At 60.4% G+C, this 16744-nt stretch carries 16 protein-coding genes; 5 read left to right on the top strand and 11 right to left on the bottom strand.

Going from position 1 to position 16744, the window contains the following annotated elements; all coding sequences use genetic code 11:
- Window positions 1-31: 31 nt before the first annotated feature.
- Window positions 32-325, bottom strand: coding sequence for a putative quinol monooxygenase (locus ACMXYJ_RS30080; protein WP_095127279.1), 294 nt, complete (start codon window positions 323-325; stop codon window positions 32-34).
- A gap of 119 nt (window positions 326-444) precedes the next feature.
- Here ACMXYJ_RS30080 and ACMXYJ_RS30075 point away from each other — a divergent pair, with 119 nt between their 5' ends.
- From ACMXYJ_RS30075 to ACMXYJ_RS30065, 3 genes are all read left to right on the top strand, one after another.
- Window positions 445-1374, top strand: coding sequence for a LysR family transcriptional regulator (locus tag ACMXYJ_RS30075; protein WP_033059503.1), 930 nt, complete (start codon window positions 445-447; stop codon window positions 1372-1374).
- A 316-nt stretch (window positions 1375-1690) separates the two neighbouring features.
- The gene (locus ACMXYJ_RS30070) at window positions 1691-2425 is read left to right on the top strand and encodes an ArsR/SmtB family transcription factor (RefSeq protein WP_415758051.1); all 735 of its coding nucleotides are present in this window, start codon (window positions 1691-1693) and stop codon (window positions 2423-2425) included.
- A gap of 127 nt (window positions 2426-2552) precedes the next feature.
- On the top strand, window positions 2553-3935 hold the full coding sequence (locus ACMXYJ_RS30065; RefSeq protein WP_415758050.1) for an MFS transporter: 1383 nt from the start codon (window positions 2553-2555) through the stop codon (window positions 3933-3935).
- A gap of 52 nt (window positions 3936-3987) precedes the next feature.
- Here the strand turns inward: ACMXYJ_RS30065 and ACMXYJ_RS30060 are convergent, their stop codons facing one another.
- The 3 genes from ACMXYJ_RS30060 to ACMXYJ_RS30050 all read right to left on the bottom strand — a co-directional run bounded on the left by ACMXYJ_RS30060 (window position 3988) and on the right by ACMXYJ_RS30050 (window position 7216).
- Complete coding sequence (locus ACMXYJ_RS30060; protein WP_415758049.1) at window positions 3988-4941, bottom strand: adenosine deaminase; 954 nt, start codon at window positions 4939-4941, stop codon at window positions 3988-3990.
- Between the two features lie 82 nt (window positions 4942-5023).
- A complete protein-coding gene (locus ACMXYJ_RS30055) occupies window positions 5024-5989 on the bottom strand; it encodes a 2-oxoglutarate and iron-dependent oxygenase domain-containing protein (protein ID WP_415758048.1) in 966 nt (321 codons plus the stop codon).
- Window positions 5990-6133: 144 nt separating this feature from the next.
- Entirely contained in the window at window positions 6134-7216 is a 1083-nt protein-coding gene (locus ACMXYJ_RS30050; protein ID WP_415758047.1) for a BMP family ABC transporter substrate-binding protein, read from the bottom strand.
- Window positions 7217-7501: 285 nt separating this feature from the next.
- Between ACMXYJ_RS30050 and ACMXYJ_RS30045 the strand changes: the two genes are divergently transcribed.
- Entirely contained in the window at window positions 7502-8590 is a 1089-nt protein-coding gene (locus tag ACMXYJ_RS30045) for a calcium:proton antiporter (RefSeq protein ID WP_415758046.1), read from the top strand.
- 123 nt (window positions 8591-8713) lie between these two features.
- On the opposite strand, the gene ACMXYJ_RS30040 is transcribed toward ACMXYJ_RS30045, so the two are convergent.
- The 3 genes from ACMXYJ_RS30040 to ACMXYJ_RS30030 all read right to left on the bottom strand — a co-directional run bounded on the left by ACMXYJ_RS30040 (window position 8714) and on the right by ACMXYJ_RS30030 (window position 11436).
- A complete protein-coding gene (locus ACMXYJ_RS30040) occupies window positions 8714-10072 on the bottom strand; it encodes an 8-oxoguanine deaminase (RefSeq protein ID WP_415758045.1) in 1359 nt (452 codons plus the stop codon).
- A gap of 301 nt (window positions 10073-10373) precedes the next feature.
- Complete coding sequence (locus ACMXYJ_RS30035) at window positions 10374-11060, bottom strand: SDR family oxidoreductase (protein WP_415758044.1); 687 nt, start codon at window positions 11058-11060, stop codon at window positions 10374-10376.
- 25 nt (window positions 11061-11085) lie between these two features.
- Entirely contained in the window at window positions 11086-11436 is a 351-nt protein-coding gene (locus ACMXYJ_RS30030) for a MerR family transcriptional regulator (protein WP_415760825.1), read from the bottom strand.
- 82 nt (window positions 11437-11518) lie between these two features.
- On the opposite strand from ACMXYJ_RS30030, the gene ACMXYJ_RS30025 reads away from it, so the two are divergent.
- Window positions 11519-11941 carry a hypothetical protein gene (locus tag ACMXYJ_RS30025; RefSeq protein WP_415758043.1) on the top strand — a complete coding sequence of 141 codons (423 nt, stop codon included), beginning with the start codon at window positions 11519-11521 and terminating at the stop codon, window positions 11939-11941.
- Window positions 11942-12023: 82 nt separating this feature from the next.
- Here the strand turns inward: ACMXYJ_RS30025 and ACMXYJ_RS30020 are convergent, their stop codons facing one another.
- From ACMXYJ_RS30020 to ACMXYJ_RS30005, 4 genes are all read right to left on the bottom strand, one after another.
- The gene (locus ACMXYJ_RS30020) at window positions 12024-12950 is read right to left on the bottom strand and encodes an ABC transporter permease (protein ID WP_140683271.1); all 927 of its coding nucleotides are present in this window, start codon (window positions 12948-12950) and stop codon (window positions 12024-12026) included.
- Window positions 12950-14056 carry an ABC transporter permease gene (locus tag ACMXYJ_RS30015; RefSeq protein ID WP_415758042.1) on the bottom strand — a complete coding sequence of 369 codons (1107 nt, stop codon included), beginning with the start codon at window positions 14054-14056 and terminating at the stop codon, window positions 12950-12952. Before ACMXYJ_RS30015 ends, ACMXYJ_RS30020 begins: the two co-directional genes overlap by 1 nt.
- An 11-nt stretch (window positions 14057-14067) precedes the next feature.
- Window positions 14068-15627, bottom strand: a complete 1560-nt coding sequence (locus tag ACMXYJ_RS30010) for an ABC transporter ATP-binding protein (RefSeq protein ID WP_415758041.1) — start codon at window positions 15625-15627, stop codon at window positions 14068-14070.
- 531 nt (window positions 15628-16158) lie between these two features.
- Window positions 16159-16740, bottom strand: coding sequence for an IMPACT family protein (locus ACMXYJ_RS30005; RefSeq protein WP_415758039.1), 582 nt, complete (start codon window positions 16738-16740; stop codon window positions 16159-16161).
- Window positions 16741-16744 lie beyond the last annotated feature (4 nt).

The raw sequence follows: 16744 nt of genomic DNA, 5'->3' as shown, positions 1-16744 counted from the left end.
AGCTCCTGAAAAGTAATAAAGAAGGAAGAAATCAGACGATGGAGCGCAGGCGCTTGAGGTCGAAATGTTCGAGAAAGTCGCCAGCCTTGGCGCGGAAGTTCTGCACATGCGCGCTGGCGTCATGGGCCTGCAGGGCTTCGTCGCTGCTCCATTTTTCGATCATGTAGAAGGCATGAGGATTGGCGAGGTCCTGGTGCAAGTCGTATTGACCGCAACCGGCCTCGGCGCGGGTCGGTTCCAGCAGCGCACGCAGGTGCTGTTCGAGGGCGTCTTGCTGGCCGGCTTTGGCGATGAGGGTGGCGATAGCGGTAAAAGGCTGGGACATGTTCGGCTCCGGGAACGGGATGAATTCGATGGGACGGATGATTGGCTATTTCTCTGCAAGATAAAACCCGCTAAAAGAGCAGTCTCTTTCAATATTTTTTTGATAATCGAGGCTGAACAATGCTGCGTTTCGATGACTTGCAGTTGTTTGTCCGGGCGGCTGACCTGGGCAGTCTGTCAGCGGCGGCGCGCGGGATGGACATGTCGGCCGCGGTAGCCAGTGCGGCGTTGAAGCGCATCGAACAGCAACTCGGCGCCCGGTTGCTCGCCCGTTCTACCCGTAGCCTGCGGCTGACCGCTGAAGGCGAGGGATTTCTCGAATACGCTCGGGCTGCCTTGAGCAATCTCGATGAGGGCCGCCGTTTATTGGCCAGCGGTCAGGACCAGGTCAGCGGTATTTTGCAGCTGTCGGCGCCTTCGGACTTTGGCCGCAACCTGCTGCTGCCCTGGCTGGACGAGTTTCAGCGAGAGCATCCGAAGCTTACGGTGCGTTTGCTGCTGGGCGACCGCATCGCCGACCTGTTCCGCCAACCGGTGGACATCGCCCTGCGTTACGGCGAGCCGGAAGACTCAAGCTTGGTGGCGCTGCCCATTGCTCCGCAGAACCGCCGCGTGCTCTGTGCCGCCCCGAGTTACCTGGCCCGGCATGGCGAGCCTCGGCAACTGGAGCAACTGGCTCAGCACAACTGCCTGCTATTTATGCTCGGCAGCCGGGTCCACGACCATTGGAGTTTCCACGACGGCAAACGCGAGGTCAGCCTGACCGTCAGCGGCGATCGTTTCAGCGATGACGCCGATGTTGTTCGGTTGTGGGCCGTGGCGGGTGCCGGAATCGCCTACAAATCCTGGCTCGATGTCGCGGCCGATGTGCTGGCCGGTCGATTGAAAGTGCTCATGCCGGAACTGCTCTGTGAGCGCGCACCGCTGAATTTGTTGTGCGCCCATCGCGCACAATTGAGTAAGCCAGTGAACCTTTTGCGGGAAATGCTCGCCAGTCGATGCGCCCGGTTGAGTAGTCAATTTCCGACGTTATCGGGTACCGATCATTAGTCGCAGGCAAATAGCGAAATTTCACTCAGGAACTATCACCACCAACGGTTTCCCAAGGGCAGGAACCGGCGGTTAACCTGCATATACTAGCGCTCGCCTCATGTACGCACCGTCGATCTCGCATTGGCGAGTCCACGTCCGAGTCAGCCAGGCCCCAGGGTCAATCGCCGCGGCTTTGCGAAACCTGCGAAGCAATGGCCTATGCGATTGACGGCTTTGCCCGGGTTATGGCGGTTTCCACGCCTTGGCCGACGACACATTACTGGTCAAGATGTCTCTGAGCAGTAGACGAAACGATTCAACAGGGAGTGAATACATGGAACATGCACCTTGCATCAGCCAGATCGCCACGTTGCTGGCTGACCCAAAGCGCAGCGCAATGATGTGGGCCTTGATGGACGGCTCGGCGCGGCAAACCGAAGAGCTGGCCTTGTTGGCCGGCCTGTCACCGTCTTCGGCCAGTGCGCATCTGGGGCGTTTGTCCGCCGGAGGTCTGTTGAAAGTCGAGTTCCGCGGCCGCAAGCGGTTCTTCCGTCTTGCCGCGCCTGAAGTGGGTGCCGCGATAGAGGCACTGGCCAGCGCCACCCTGGCCAGTAAGCCTCGGGAAGTCCCGGACGTTTTCAAGCGCACGCCCCCCCTCGCCAAACCTCAGACGGCACCTTCGTCACTCTTGCGCGCCAGGCTTTGCGACGACCACTTGGGCGGCACCCTTGCCGCCGATCTTTACCAGCGGTTGCTGGATGCGGGCTGGATCGAACAGTTCGATCAGCGGGTCATGATCACCCACAAGGGCGCCACGCAATTGGCGACGCGGGGGGTGTTCATCCAGGCGCTGGCTCATCGCAACAGCCGGGTCGCCTGCGCTTGTCCGGACTGGAGCGAAAGACGCCCGCACATGGGCGGATCTCTGGGGGCGGCGTTGCTGCAATTGTTCATGCAATTAGGTTGGCTGAGCCTGCCCAACGATTCTCGAGCCTTGCAGATTACCGCCACGGGGCAGCGTGAAATCCATCGATTCGCCAAAGAAACCGAGCTGGAAATGGCGTTGTAGACGCATCGAGATCGACGTCCGAAGCTTCGGGCGTCGTTCAGAGCTGCGAACAGGTCGCATCCAGCAGTAACCCCCAGCAGCTATCGCGCACACTCGTCCAGGGTCTTTCGGATTGGGGGAATGTGGCATGGAAACACGAAGCTTCAGCGCGGCAGAACGACTGGAACGGCTGCCCATCAGCGGTTATCACCGAATCATTTTCATCATCATTGCCCTGGCGTTTTTCTTCGATTCCATGGACCTGGCGATGATGACTTTCCTGCTCGGCTCGATCAAAACCGAGTTTGGCCTGAGCACGGCGCAGGCCGGGTTGCTGGCCAGCTCGAGCTTTTTCGGCATGGTCGTGGGGGCGTCGCTGTCCGGCATGCTGGCCGACCGCTTCGGGCGCAAACCGGTGTTCCAGTGGAGCATCGTGTTGTGGGGGATCGCCAGTTATCTGTGCTCCACGGCGCAGAACGTCGAAACGCTGACGTTGTTTCGAATCCTGTTGGGGATCGGCATGGGCATGGAGTTTCCCATTGCTCAGTCGATGCTCTCGGAGCTGATTCCAGCCAAACGACGCGGGCGCTACATTGCATTGATGGACGGTTTCTGGCCGCTGGGCTTCGTCGCCGCCGGCGTACTGTCGTACTTCCTGCTGCCGGTGATTGGCTGGCGGGACATCTTCCTGGTGTTGGCGGTGCCGGCGGTGTTTGTCCTGGCGATTCGCTTTTTCATTCCAGAATCACCGCGCTGGCTGGAACAGGCCGGGCACCATGACGTGGCAGACAAGGTCTTGCTGCGCATCGAAGATCGGGTCCAGGCATCTCTGGGACGTTCGGATCTGCCTGAGCCGATCCGCCTGCCGAGAGTGGCGAGTACGCCGGGGCATTTCTTTTCCGCGTTGCGGCAGATCTGGTCGCCGCTGTATCGCCAGCGCACGATGATGATCTGGAGCGTCTGGTTCTTCGCCTTGCTGGGGTTCTATGGCCTGACGTCCTGGCTCAGTGCCTTGCTGCAGCAGTCGGGTTTTGCCGTGACTCAGTCGGTGTATTACACGGTGTTGATTTCCCTTGGCGGGATTCCCGGTTTCCTGATGGCCGCCTGGCTGGTGGAGCGTTGGGGACGTAAACCGGTGTGCGTGGTGACGTTGCTCGGCGGCGGGGTGATGGCGTTTCTTTATGGTCAGAGCGCAGTGTTTGGCGGCAACGTCAGCCTGTTGATTACGTCGGGGCTGCTGATGCAGTTTTTCCTGTTCGGCATGTGGGCGGTGCTTTACACCTACACGCCGGAGTTGTACCCGACATCGGCGCGGGCCACGGGCTCGGGTTTCGCGTCGGCGATTGGCCGCGTGGGTTCGTTGCTCGGGCCAATGGTGACCGGGCTGGTGTTCCCGATAACCGGGCAGGGCGGGGTGTTCGCGTTGGGGGCGATGTGTTTTGCGATTGCGGCGGGGGTGGTGTGGGTGTTCGGGATGGAGACCCGGGGCAAGACACTGGAGGAGCTGACTGAACCGGTAGCCGTTGGCTAAACACAAACCCTGTGGGAGCAAGCTCGCTCCCACAGTGGTTATGTGGTGAGTCCTACGGTTTCACAAGCCGTGCATCCAGGCTGTTCTGCGCCAATCGCTTGGCCTGATCCTGGGTCATACCCAAATGGGTATACAGCGCATGGAAGTTCTCGGTGACGTAACCGCCGAAGTACGCCGGGTCATCCGAATTCACGGTCACTTTCACGCCACGCTCGAGCATGTCGAGAATGTTGTGCTGAGACATGTGATCGAACACGCAGAGTTTGGTGTTCGACAACGGGCACACGGTCAACGGGATTTGTTCGTCGATGATCCGCTGCATCAAGCGCTCGTCTTCGATGGCGCGCACGCCATGGTCGATGCGCTGGACTTTCAGCAAATCGAGGGCTTCCCAGATGTACTCGGGCGGGCCTTCTTCACCGGCGTGGGCGACGGTCAGGAAGCCTTCGTGACGGGCACGGTCAAACACGCGCTGGAACTTGCTCGGCGGGTGACCCATTTCCGAACTGTCCAGACCGACGGCGACAAACGCGTCACGGAACGGCAGCGCCTGGGTAAGGGTTTTCTCGGCTTCTTCTTCGCTCAAGTGGCGCAGGAAGCTCAGGATCAAACCGCTGGTGATGCCCAGTTGCTGCTCGCCATCTTTCAGTGCGGCGGCGATGCCATTGAGCACCACTTCGAACGGCACGCCACGGTCGGTGTGAGTCTGCGGGTCGAAGAACGGTTCGGTGTGAATCACGTTCTGCGCCTTGCAGCGCAACAGGTAAGCCCAGGTCAGGTCGTAGAAATCCTGAGAGGTGCGCAACACGTCGGCGCCCTGGTAATACAGGTCGAGAAACTCTTGCAGGTTGTTGAAGGCGTAGGCCTTGCGCAGGGTTTCGACATCGCTCCACGGCAGGGCGATCTTGTTGCGTTCGGCCAGGGCGAACAGCAGCTCAGGCTCCAGCGAACCCTCAAGGTGCAGGTGCAGTTCTGCCTTGGGCAGGGCGTTCAGCCAGTCGTACATAGTCTTTTCTCATCAGGTGCAGATGGCGAGCATTCTACAGATGCCCGTGGAAACAATTAGCAAAACCTGACCAGCCGGTTCATCACAGCGCTTCCTGTTCCCGTCGATAGGCGTAGGTATCGGCGAAGCGCGAGAGCAGGAATTCGGCGCAGGTGGTGCCCGGATACTTTGCCGGGTGCCGTTCATCCTGACAGCCGGGCAGGCATTCGATGACCGTGTCAGGGTGCGGCTCGGCGAAGAACGGCATCGAGTAACGGTCCACGCCCAGCGGGCTGATCACCCGGTGCGGCGTCGACAGGTAACGGTCGTTGCTCCAGCGCGCCATCATGTCGCCGAGGTTGACCACGAACGTGCCGTCGATCGGCGGTGCATCGATCCACTCGCCTTTAACGTTTCGCACTTGCAGGCCGCCGGCGGCATCTTGATACAGCAGGGTGACGCAGCCGTAATCGGTGTGGGCGCCGGCGCCTTGCTGCTCTTCGGAACTGGCGGTGTGGCGCGGTGGGTAATGAATCATCCGCAGCACGCTGACCGGCTCAACGAAACGGGTGTCGAAAAAGTCGCGCTCGATACCCAGCGCCACGGTCATGGCCCGCAACAGGGTTTGTGCCAGGGCCTGCATGTCGATGTAGTGCTGCTCCATCAGCGATTCCCAGCCGGGCATCGACGGATGACGGTTGGGGCCGCGCAGCGGTTTTTCCGCCAGCACCTCAGGGTGATCGGCCGGCAGGTGCAGGCCCATGTCGAAAGTTTCTTTCAGATCGCTGGGTTTGCCCGGGTCGAGTTGTTCGGTGGCGATGGCGCCATAACCGCGGTGGTGGCGGGTTTGGGTGATGTCGATCTTGAGTTTTTCGGCGGCGGGCAGGGCGAAGAAACGTTGGGCGTTTTCGAGCACGGCGTTAATGCGTGCGGCGCTGATCGGGTGACCCTTGATGTAGAAAAAGCCCCACTCGCGGCAGGCGTGGTCGATTTGCGTGGCGATTGATTGCCAGTCACTTGCGTCTTCGCTGTAGAGCGGGCTGATGTCGATGATCGGGAGTTGGTTCATGCGCAGTCCTCAAAAACGCTGAAGATCCATTGTGGGAGCGAGCTTGCTCGCGATGACGGAGTGTCAGTCGACATCATTGGTGCCTGTCTCACCGCTATCGCGAGCAAGCTCGCTCCCACAGGGGATTTGTGTTTGGCTCGGGGATTACTTCGGTATCTCAGCCTTCATGCCTTCAACGTAGTAGTTCATCGATGCCAGCTCCGCATTGCTCGCCGTCGCGCCTGCCGCGATTTTCTCTGTGCCCGCCTGATCCTTGATCGGCCCGGTGAACGGGTGGAATGCGCCGCTCTTGATGTCAGCAATGATCTGCTCTGCCTCGGCTTTCACCGGTGCCGGCACCAGATCGCTGATCGGCAACTCAACCGTACCTTCCTTCAAACCACCCCAGTAATCCTGCGATTTCCACGTGTGGTCGAGCACGCTTTGGGTCGCCTGAATGTAGTGCGGGCCCCAGTCGTTGACGATGGACGTCAGCACCGCTTTCGGCCCGAAGTGCGCCATGTCCGAAGCGTAACCCACGGCGTACACGCCGCGACGTTCAGCGGCCTGGATCGGTGCAGGGCTGTCAGTGTGCTGGAATACCACATCCACGCCCTGGTCGATCAACGCGTTGGCGGCATCGGCTTCTTTGCCCGGATCGAACCAGGAGTTGACCCACACCACTTTGATTTCGGTGCCGGGGTTGTACTTGTTCAGGGCCAGCTGAATGGCGTTGATGTCGCGGATGACTTCCGGGATCGGGAAAGACGCGACGTAACCGATCTTCTTGGTCCTGGTCATCTTCGCCGCGAGAAAACCGCCGACATAGCGCCCTTCATAGGTGCGCGCCAGGTAGGTGCCGAGGTTCTTGTCCTGCTTGTAGCCGGTGGCGTGTTCGAAGGTCACCTTGGGAAATTGTTTGGCGACTTTCAGGGTCGGGTTCATGTAGCCGAAAGAGGTGGTGAAGATCAGGTCGTACTTGTCCTTGGCCATGTTGCGGATCACCCGCTCGGCGTCGGCGCCTTCAGCGACGTTTTCCACATAGTTGGTGGTGATCTGGTCGCCGAATTTTTCCGCCAGCGCCTTGCGCCCCTGTTCATGCTGATACGTCCAGCCGTGGTCGCCAATCGGACCGATGTAGACGAAGCCGACTTTCAGCGGTTCGGCGGCACTGGCGGTCAGGCTGGCGCTCAGACCGATGGCTGCGGCGACGGCGCAAAGCAGCTTCTTCAACGGACGTTTGTGCATGAATTCGAACTCCATGTTGTTGTGAGGTTGGTAAGGCCAATGCAAATTACTGACCAACAAGACAACAAATGGCTTGAGACCGTGTCACGGCCATCGCGAGCAAGGGTGCGCATTCCAATGTGGGAGCGAGCTTGCTCGCGATGAGTCCCTTGAGGCCGATAAAAGTGCATGGCCTGACACGGCTGCCATCCACTGGTGCGCTAAGGTGTAACGAAACGTTAGCGCCGCCCCACAGTCAGTAGCTCATCCCCCTGGTTTCGCTTCACACGGCAAAAAAGGCCCGCGATGCTCACACTCCTCAAGCAAGAAAAGTTTCTGCTGCTGGCCCTGCTCGCCGCCGTCGTTGCCTATCCGCTGGAACACTGGATGCTGCACAGCGGCCAGCCCATCGCGTTGACCGCCGGTCTGGTGCTGATCGCCTTCATCGTCGTTGCCTCCATGCGCGTCGCCCATCACGCCGAGCTGCTGGCCGAAAAAGTCGGTGACCCCTACGGCACGATGATCCTGACCCTGGCCGCGGTGCTGGTGGAAGTGGTGATTCTGGCGATCATGATGAGCAACGAAGCCTCGCCGACCCTGGTGCGCGACACGATTTATTCGGCGGTGATGCTCGACATCAACGGCATTCTCGGCCTCGCCGCATTGATGGGCGGGCTCAAGCACGGCGAACAGTCCTACAACGACGACTCGGCGCGCAGCTACAGCGTGATGATCCTCACCGCCATGGGCGTTTCCATGGTGGTGCCGGAGTTCATTCCCGAGGCCAGCTGGAAACTCTATTCGGCGTTCACCATTGGAGCGATGGTCGTGCTCTACACCCTGTTCCTGCGCATGCAGGTCGGGCCGCACAGTTATTTTTTCAGTTACAGCTACCCGGAAAAACGTCGCAAGAAAGTCTCGGAGGAAGAACCTGAACCGGTCAATCTGGGGCTGAGTATCGGGACATTGGTGTTTGGCGTGGTGGTGATCGGCGCCTTGGCCGAAGTGATGTCCAAAACCCTCGACCTGGGTCTGGAAGGGACGGGCGCACCGCCGGTGATCACGGCGATCCTGGTGGCGGCAATCTCGGCGGCGCCGGAGATTCTGACCGCGTTGCGGGCGGCATTGGCGAACCGCATGCAGTCGGTGGTCAACATCGCCATGGGCGCGTCGTTGTCGACGGTGATTCTGACGGTGCCGGTGATGGAAGCGATGGCGCTCTATACCGGTCAGCCGTTCCAGATGGCGATGACCCCGGTGCAGACCGTGATGATCTTCCTCACGCTGATCGTCAGCGCGATCAACCTCAACGATGGCGAAACCAATGCCATCGAAGGCATGACCCACTTTGTGCTGTTTGCGACATTCATCATGTTGTCGCTGCTGGGCCTCTGAACCCATCACAAAACCCCTGTAGGAGTGAGCCTGCTCGCGATAGCGGTGCGTCAGACACTATCAATGTTGACTGACACTCCGTCATCGCGAGCAGGCTCACTCCCACAGTAAAGATTTTGTGTGTCAGGTACCGGCGATCAGCTGCCGAGCCGCCTGGCTGTGATCGGCAATCAAGCCTTTCAGATCCAGCCCTTCAACCTGTCCATCGATCACTCGCCACTTGCCGCCGATCATCACCCGATCCGCCCGATCAGCGCCGCACAGCAGCAACGCCGACACCGGATCATGACTGCCGGAGAACCGCAGCTCATCGAGCTTGAACAGCGCCAGATCCGCCTGCTTGCCCACCGCCAGTTCGCCGATATCGGTACGCCCGAGCAAACTCGCCGAACCCTTGGTCGCCCACCCCAAAACCAGTTCCGGCGTGATCTTTTCGGCGCCATAACGCAGCCGCTGAATGTACAGCGCCTGACGGGTTTCCAGCATCATGTTCGACGCATCGTTGGACGCCGAACCGTCCACGCCCAAGCCTAGCAACGCGCCGGCGGCGGTCAGGTCCAGTGTCGGGCAAATGCCGGAAGCCAGGCGCATATTCGAACTCGGGCAATGGCAAATGCCGGTGCCGGCGGCGCCGAGGCGAGCGATTTCGTCCGGGTTGAAGTGGATGCCATGAGCGAGCCAGGTGCGCGGGCCGAGCCAGCCGACGCTGTCCAGGTAATCCACAGTGCGCAAGCCGAAACGTTGCAGGCAGAAGTCTTCTTCGTCGAGGGTTTCGGCCAGGTGGGTGTGCAGGCGCACGTCGAGTTTGTTCGCCAGTTCGGCGCTGGCGGACATGATTTCCGGGGTCACCGAGAACGGTGAGCAGGGCGCCAGGGCGATCTGGATTTGCGCACCGTCGCCACGCTCGTGGTACTCGGCGATCAAGCGCTGGCTGTCGGCGAGGATGACTTCACCTTCCTGCACGGTCTGCTGCGGCGGCAGGCCGCCGTCCTTTTCGCCGAGGCTCATGGAACCGCGCGTCAGCATGGCGCGCATGCCCAGTTCGCGGACGCTTTCGACTTGCACGTCGATCGCGTTTTCCAGGCCCTGCGGAAACAGGTAATGGTGATCGGCCGCGGTCGTGCAGCCAGACAGCAGCAATTCGGCCAACGCGACTTTGCTGGCGAGGGCAAGTTTTTCAGGGGTGAGGCGAGCCCAGACCGGGTAGAGGGTTTTCAGCCACGGGAACAACGGCTGATTGACCACCGGCGCCCAGGCGCGGGTCAGGGTTTGATAGAAGTGATGATGGGTGTTGATCAGTCCCGGCAGGATCACATGCTCGCGGGCATCGAACACGTGTCCACAGGGTGCGGACGGTTGCTGGCCGGCGGCGAGCACTTCGACGATCAAACCGTCTTGCAGCACCAGGCCGCCACGGGCATCGAGGCCATTGGCAGTGAAGATCGCGAGGGGGTTTTTTAACCAGGTACGGGTCGCAGGCATGTTGGCCGGCTCCTCTGAAAGTTGGGTTCAGGTTAGCCAGCTCAGTGATTACCCTGTCTGCTGATCCAGGGTCGTCGCGGGGACGAGGTGCGGAGTTTCATTCAAAAAAGCTCGGTGGGCAAGCCCGGCCCGACAGGACAACAAAAATCCCTGTGTGGAATGATCACTTGTGGGAGTGAGCCGGCTCCGGGCGGCGTTCCGACGATAGCGGTGTGTCAGACAACACTAATGCCAACTGACAGTCCGCTATCGTCGGAACGCCGCCCGGAGCCGGCTCACTCCTACAGGGGGACGGTGGGGTTTACCAGGGAATAGTTTCACCCCGGTAATTCACAAAATGATGCCCGCCCTTGCCGGTATACGCCTTCACCTGATCGACCAACCCGCGCGTACTGGTTTCCACATCAATGTCAGCGCCTTCACCGCCCATGTCGGTCTTCACCCAACCCGGATGCAGCGACAGCACGGTGAGTTTCTGCTCGCCCAACTGAGTGACGAAGCTGCTGGTCATCGAGTTCAGCGCCGCTTTACTCGCCTTGTACAACGCCAGCTCGGGTGCGTCCGGCATGGTCACGCTGCCCAGCACCGAACTCATGAACGCCAGCACGCCGGTATCCGGACGGATCTGCCCGACAAAACGCTGGGCCAGATTGATCGGTGCCACCGCATTGGTGAAGAACAGTTGGCCGACCTCGGTCAGCGTCGCGCCGCCCGGCGTTTGAACTTCCGGGCCTTTGACCCCGGCATTCACGAACAGCAGGTCGAACACTTCGCCCTTCAGCTGCTGGCTTAGAGCGATGACCGCTTGCTGATCGTCCATGTCGAGTTTTTCGATCCGCACCTTGCCCAAGGCCTGCAAGGCTTCGGCGTTCTGCGGGTTGCGCACGGTGGCGGTGACCTGCCAACCGTCGGCCAGCAGGGTTTTCACCAGGCCGAGGCCCAAGCCTCGGGAGGCGCCGATGATGAGTGCGGTTTTTGCCGTAGACATAAGTGGCTTCCTTGAAAAATGAGGATCACGGATTTAATGGACAACGTTGACCGAGCCGTTGCTGCAACTCCTGACGCAGCGCGCCGAGTTCTTCCATTCGGGTTTCGATCAGTTTGAGTTTGTCTTGCAGCAACTGCGTGACGGCGCTGTCCGGATCGGGCGATTGCCCTATCGCGGCGACGCTGTTGCCGATCTCGCCGAGGGTAAAGCCCAATCGCTGAGCGGTCTTGATGTACTGCACCAGTTGCACCATGTCCGCCGGATAGTCGCGATAACCGTTGGCGCTGCGTTGTGCCGCAATCAACCCGCGTTGCTCATAGAAGCGCAGCGTGTCGCGGCTGACGGCGCTGGCCTGGGCTAATTCACCGATGCGCATCATGACATCTCGAGAGGGCTTGACCCTGGAGCATACTCCAGGCTTTAGCCTTGTTGCTCCCTGAATTTATGGAGCAAAACGGATGTGGACTTCAACGCAATATCGCCGGTTGGTGAAGGGTAGCGCCTGGTATGACTTGATCGTCATGGTGGCGTTTGTCACGCCGTGGAGTTTTGCGGCGTTGCATGGAGTTTTGTTGAGTGTCAGTCAGGCGTTCAACTTGCCTGGCGAGCTGCCGCCGTTTGAGCCGATGCACATGCTGATGGCCAATCTGTTGGGGTCGATTGTCTGCGTGTGGGCGGTGCTGCGGATCCGTGATCCGCAGCAGGTGTTTGGGCGGTATGACGCGGTCGGTAGATTTCTGTTTTCGGCTTGGCAGCTGTATGCCTTGCTCCATGGCGGGAACTCGCTATTGGTGATTTTCCTGTTCTTTGAATTGGCGTGGGGCGTCGCTCAGGTGTTGCCAGTGCAGGCGTCATCGCGAGCAAGCTCGCTCCCACAGTGACCGAGTTGCCCGCAGGATTATTGGTCGCCGCAGAACCCTGTGGGACCGAGCTTGCTCGGGATGAGGCCAGCGCAGGCAACCTCTAATGCCCGGCCTGCCACGGCTGCCCCAACGACACCGGCGCATACAACCGCGTACGCACCGCATCCCGCGACAGCAGCACCAACACCACAATGGTCGCGACATACGGCAGCATCGCCAGCAGGCTCGACGGAATCGCCAGCCCCAACCCCTGCGCCACTAAATGCAGGATGCTGGCGAGTCCGAACAGATACGCCCCCAGCAGCAACCGCCACACCCGCCAACTGGCAAACACCACCAACGCCAGGGCAATCCAGCCCCGGCCGGCGCTCATGTTCTCCGCCCACATCGGCGTATAAGCCAGCGACAAATAAGCCCCGGCCAATCCAGCCATCGCTCCACCAAACAGCACCGCCAACGTGCGCACGCCCAACACCGGCAAGCCCATGGCACTGGCCGCATCCGGATTTTCCCCGACCGCCTGAATGATCAGCCCGACGCGACTTTTCACAATCACCCAGGCCACCAGCGCAAACAGCGCGAACGACACATACACCAGCAGATCCTGCGCAAACAGCATCCGCCCGATCAGCGGGATTTCACTCAAGTACGGAATCGCCACCGGCTCGAAACCCGCCAGCGGTTTACCGACCCACGCCGCGCCGACAAAGGTCGACAGGCCCACGCCGAAGATCGTCAGCGCCAACCCGGTGGCCACCTGATTGGCGTTGAACACCAGCGCCACCAGCGCAAACAACGACGACAACAGCATCCCGGCGAGCATCGCCAGCAACACGCCGAGCCACAGGTTGCCGCTGTTCAACGCGACGATAAAACCGATCACCGCGCCAAATAGCATCATGCCTTCCTGACCGAGATTGAGGACGCCGCTCTTCTCGCAGATCAGTTCACCGAGAGCCACCAACAGCAACGGCGTACCGCAACGGACCATGGCGTAGAAAATATTGCTCAGCAGATCGATATCCATCACAGCGCTCCTGCTTGTACGGCGGTGGCTTGTGCACGACGGGACCAGCGCAGGTTCAAGCGCGGTCGGTAGAGAATCAGCACGTCACTGGCCAGCAGGAAAAACAACATCATTCCCTGGAACAATTGGGTGATTGCTTGCGGCAGATTCATGCTCATCTGCGCGCTCTCGCCGCCGATGTACAGCAGCGCCATCAACAAGCTGGAAAACAGAATGCCGATGGGATTGAGTCGCCCGAGAAACGCCACGGTGATCGCGGCATAGCCATAACCGGGCGAGACTTGCGGCACCAGTTGGCCGATCGGCCCGGTGACTTCACACACGCCGGCCAGTCCCGCCAACCCTCCGCTGATCAACAGCGCCAGCCAGATCAGTCGCTTCTCGCGAAAGCCGACGAACCCCGCAGCACGCTTGTCCAGCCCGAGCACTTTGATCTGGAACCCGACAAAGCTTTTCTGCAGCAACACCCACACCGCCACCAACGCGAGCAAGGCGAAATACACGCCCACGTGGACCCGACCGTCCTCGATCAACAACGGCAAGCGGCTGGCATCACCGAACATCGCCGACTCCGGAAAGTTGAACCCCGCCGGGTCCTTCAGAGGCCCATGCACACAGAACAGCAACAGGTTCAGGGCGATGTAATTGAGCATGATGCTGGTGAGGATTTCGTTGGCATTGAAACGCGTACGCAACCACGCCGTCAGCCCGGCCCACGCCGCGCCGGCCAGGGTGCCGACGAGCAGGATCAGCACCAGCGCCCAGCGGCTTTGCATGCCGATGATGTTCACCGCCAGCGCACTGCCGGCCAGGGCGCCGAGCAGCAACTGACCTTCGGCGCCGATGTTCCAGATTCGTGCTTGGTACGCCACTGCCAGACCGAGCGCGCAGAGCAGAATCGGCAGCGCTTTGACCAGCAGTTCGGAGACGCCATACAGGTCGCTGACCGGGGCGATCAGCAAGGTGTGCAGCGTGAGCAGCGGATCGTGGCCCAGCGCGATAAACAGCAGCGAGCTACAGCCCAACGTCAGGACGGCCGCCAGCAACGGCGAGCACCACAACATCAGTCGCGATTGCTGGCCACGGGGTTCGAGAGAAAGCAGCATGTGAAACTCCGTTAAACCGTTGCACGTGATTGAGGCGCGTCGAACTGGCCGGCCATCCAGCCGCCGACCTCGATCAGGCGCGTGTCGACCGTGGACTTGAGCGGTGACAGTCGACCGCCGCACAAGGCGCCGAGGCGGTCGCTGATCTGGAACAGTTCGTCGAGGTCTTCGGAGATCACCAGGATCGCCGCGCCGGCGTCGCGCAAGGCAATCAGCGCCCGGTGAATGGTCGCGGCGGCACCGACGTCCACGCCCCAGGTCGGGTGCGCGGCCACCAGCAGTTTTGGTTGCTGGAGGATTTCCCGGCCGAGGATGAATTTCTGCAAGTTGCCGCCGGACAGGCTGCGGGCCGGTGTCTGGGTGTCGGGCGTCTTCACCCCGAAGCGACGGATGATTTCTTCGGCCAGCGCTTCGACCTTGCCGCGCTGAATCAGGCCGTTGCTGACCAGCCCTTGTTGAAAGGCAGTGAGCAGGGCGTTGTCCGCCAGGCTCAGGTCCGGCACCGCACCATGGCCAAGACGTTCAGCGGGGACGAAGGCCAGGCCCAGTTTGCGCCGTACATCCGGCCGCGAATGCGCCACCGGTTGCCCGGCGAAACTGATCGTTGCGCCGTCGTTGCGGCTGAGCGGTTCTTCGCCGCTGAGCAGCGCCAGCAACTCATCCTGACCATTACCCGCGACACCGGCGATGCCAACGATTTCACCGCTGCGCACTTGCAGGTAAATGTCATTCAGCGAGCAGCCGAACGGGTCCGGGTTGTGCCAGGACAATCCGCTCACACTCAAGAAGACATCACTGCCGATCACCTTCGGATAATCCGTAATCAGCGCAGCCGCTTCACCCACCATCAACTGCGCCAGTTGCCGATCCGAACACTCGGCCGGCACGCAATGCCCGGCCACCCGACCGCCGCGCAACACCGTGGCGCTGTGACACAACGCGCGAACTTCACCGAGTTTGTGGCTGATAAACAGAATGCTGCAGCCCTCGGCGGCCAGTCGACGCAGTGTGATGAACAATTCGTCGGCCTCTTGCGGAGTCAGCACCGAGGTCGGTTCATCGAGAATCAGCAGGTGGATGTCCTGCATCAGGCAACGAATGATTTCCACCCGCTGGCGCTCACCGATCGACAGGCTGTGGACAAGTCGCTCCGGCTCCAGCGCCATGCCGTAGCGCCGGGAGACTTCACGAATCTTTGGCTCAAGCTGCTTCGGTGTACCCGCCGCCGCGCCCATCGCCAAGGCAATGTTCTGCGCCACGCTCAAAGTCTCAAACAGCGAGAAATGCTGGAACACCATGCCGATCCCGAGGCTACGAGCCTGAGCCGGGTTGCGCAGGGACACGCGTTGCCCTTGCCAGATCATCTCTCCCGAGTCCGCGTGGGTGACGCCGTAGATGATCTTCATCAGCGTACTTTTACCCGCGCCGTTTTCGCCGAGCAGGGCATGGATTTCGCCAGGGGCTATGCTCAAGTCGATGGCATCGTTGGCCAGGCAACCGGGGTAGCGCTTGCTGATTCTGCGCAGTTGCAGGCGAGGTGTTGGATCGGGGATCGGCACGGGGTTGGGCATGACAGGCTCGGGTCGATTGAAGTGATGCCTGTGGACAAAGCAATTTCCTGGCCATTGAGTCAGGAAAAATCAAATGCGTTACAGATAAAGGCTTTGAGGGCAGCGCCTCGCCCTATGTCGATCCCGAACCAGGCACCACTTGAGGGCAAAGCCGTTGATCAGGCTCCGGTTTTGCCCAAGGTGTTTGGTCAAAAAACGAGCAACCGACGGCAAGCCATGCCGGGCATGGGGCGGCGACAGCCATGAACGGGTTATCCACAGATTGCTCCACAGTATTTGTGCGCAAGCCCGAAGGTCGGGCATAAGCACTGTGTGGCTTTCTTCTAAAGGTGATAAAGCGAGCTAACTGATTGTTTTTACGTGGATTTAGCTTTTTTGGTGGCGGATTGGACGAAAAGTGAGCAAAGCCCGCAAAGCCGCATGACAGAAGGGTTACAGCCGGGTGTGCTCAGGTTATCCACAGCCGGGTGCACAGTAGATGTGGGCAAATGGACCGGTTCGACGAAAGGGCTGTGAACGTTGTTGGTGCGATTAGTGCTGCAACAAAATGCGTCCGCGGCTCAAGTCCGCCAGCTGCGTTTGCAGGGTATCGATCTGGCTTTCGCCGATCGCCAATTGCAGTTCTACGCCGTTGGCCGTGAAGGTTTCTTCCACAACCAATCCTCCCAGTTCCGCCACCCGAAGCTTCACCAGCGGCAACTCTGCAAAAGCACAGGCACAACTCACCGGCAGCCGACTGATCAACTCAACCTTCGCCGCCGCTTGCAGGCACTTGTTGGCGCCGCCGCCATACGCGCGGGCGAGGCCACCGGTGCCGAGTTGAATGCCGCCATACCAACGAATCACCAGCACCGCGACCTGATCGCAATCCTGCGCGTCGATCGCCGCCAGAATCGGCCGGCCGGCGGTGCCACCGGGCTCGCCATCGTCAGTGCTGCGATATTGGTCGCCAAGTTTCCAGGCCCAGCAATTGTGCGAGGCATTCAAATCGCTGTGCTGTTCGATGAATGCCTGGGCTTGCGCAGGGCTGCTGATCGGCGCGGCGAAGGTGATGAAGCGGCTTTTGCGAATCTCTTCGCGGTATTCGCAAAAACCGCTGAGGGTAAAAGGCATAAGT

Source organism: Pseudomonas arabinosi (assembly GCF_047758675.1).
GTDB classification, from domain to species: Bacteria; Pseudomonadota; Gammaproteobacteria; order Pseudomonadales; family Pseudomonadaceae; genus Aquipseudomonas; species Aquipseudomonas arabinosi.
The sequence above is the reverse complement of the archived record's forward strand: the minus strand, read 5'-3'. Positions and strand labels throughout refer to the sequence as shown.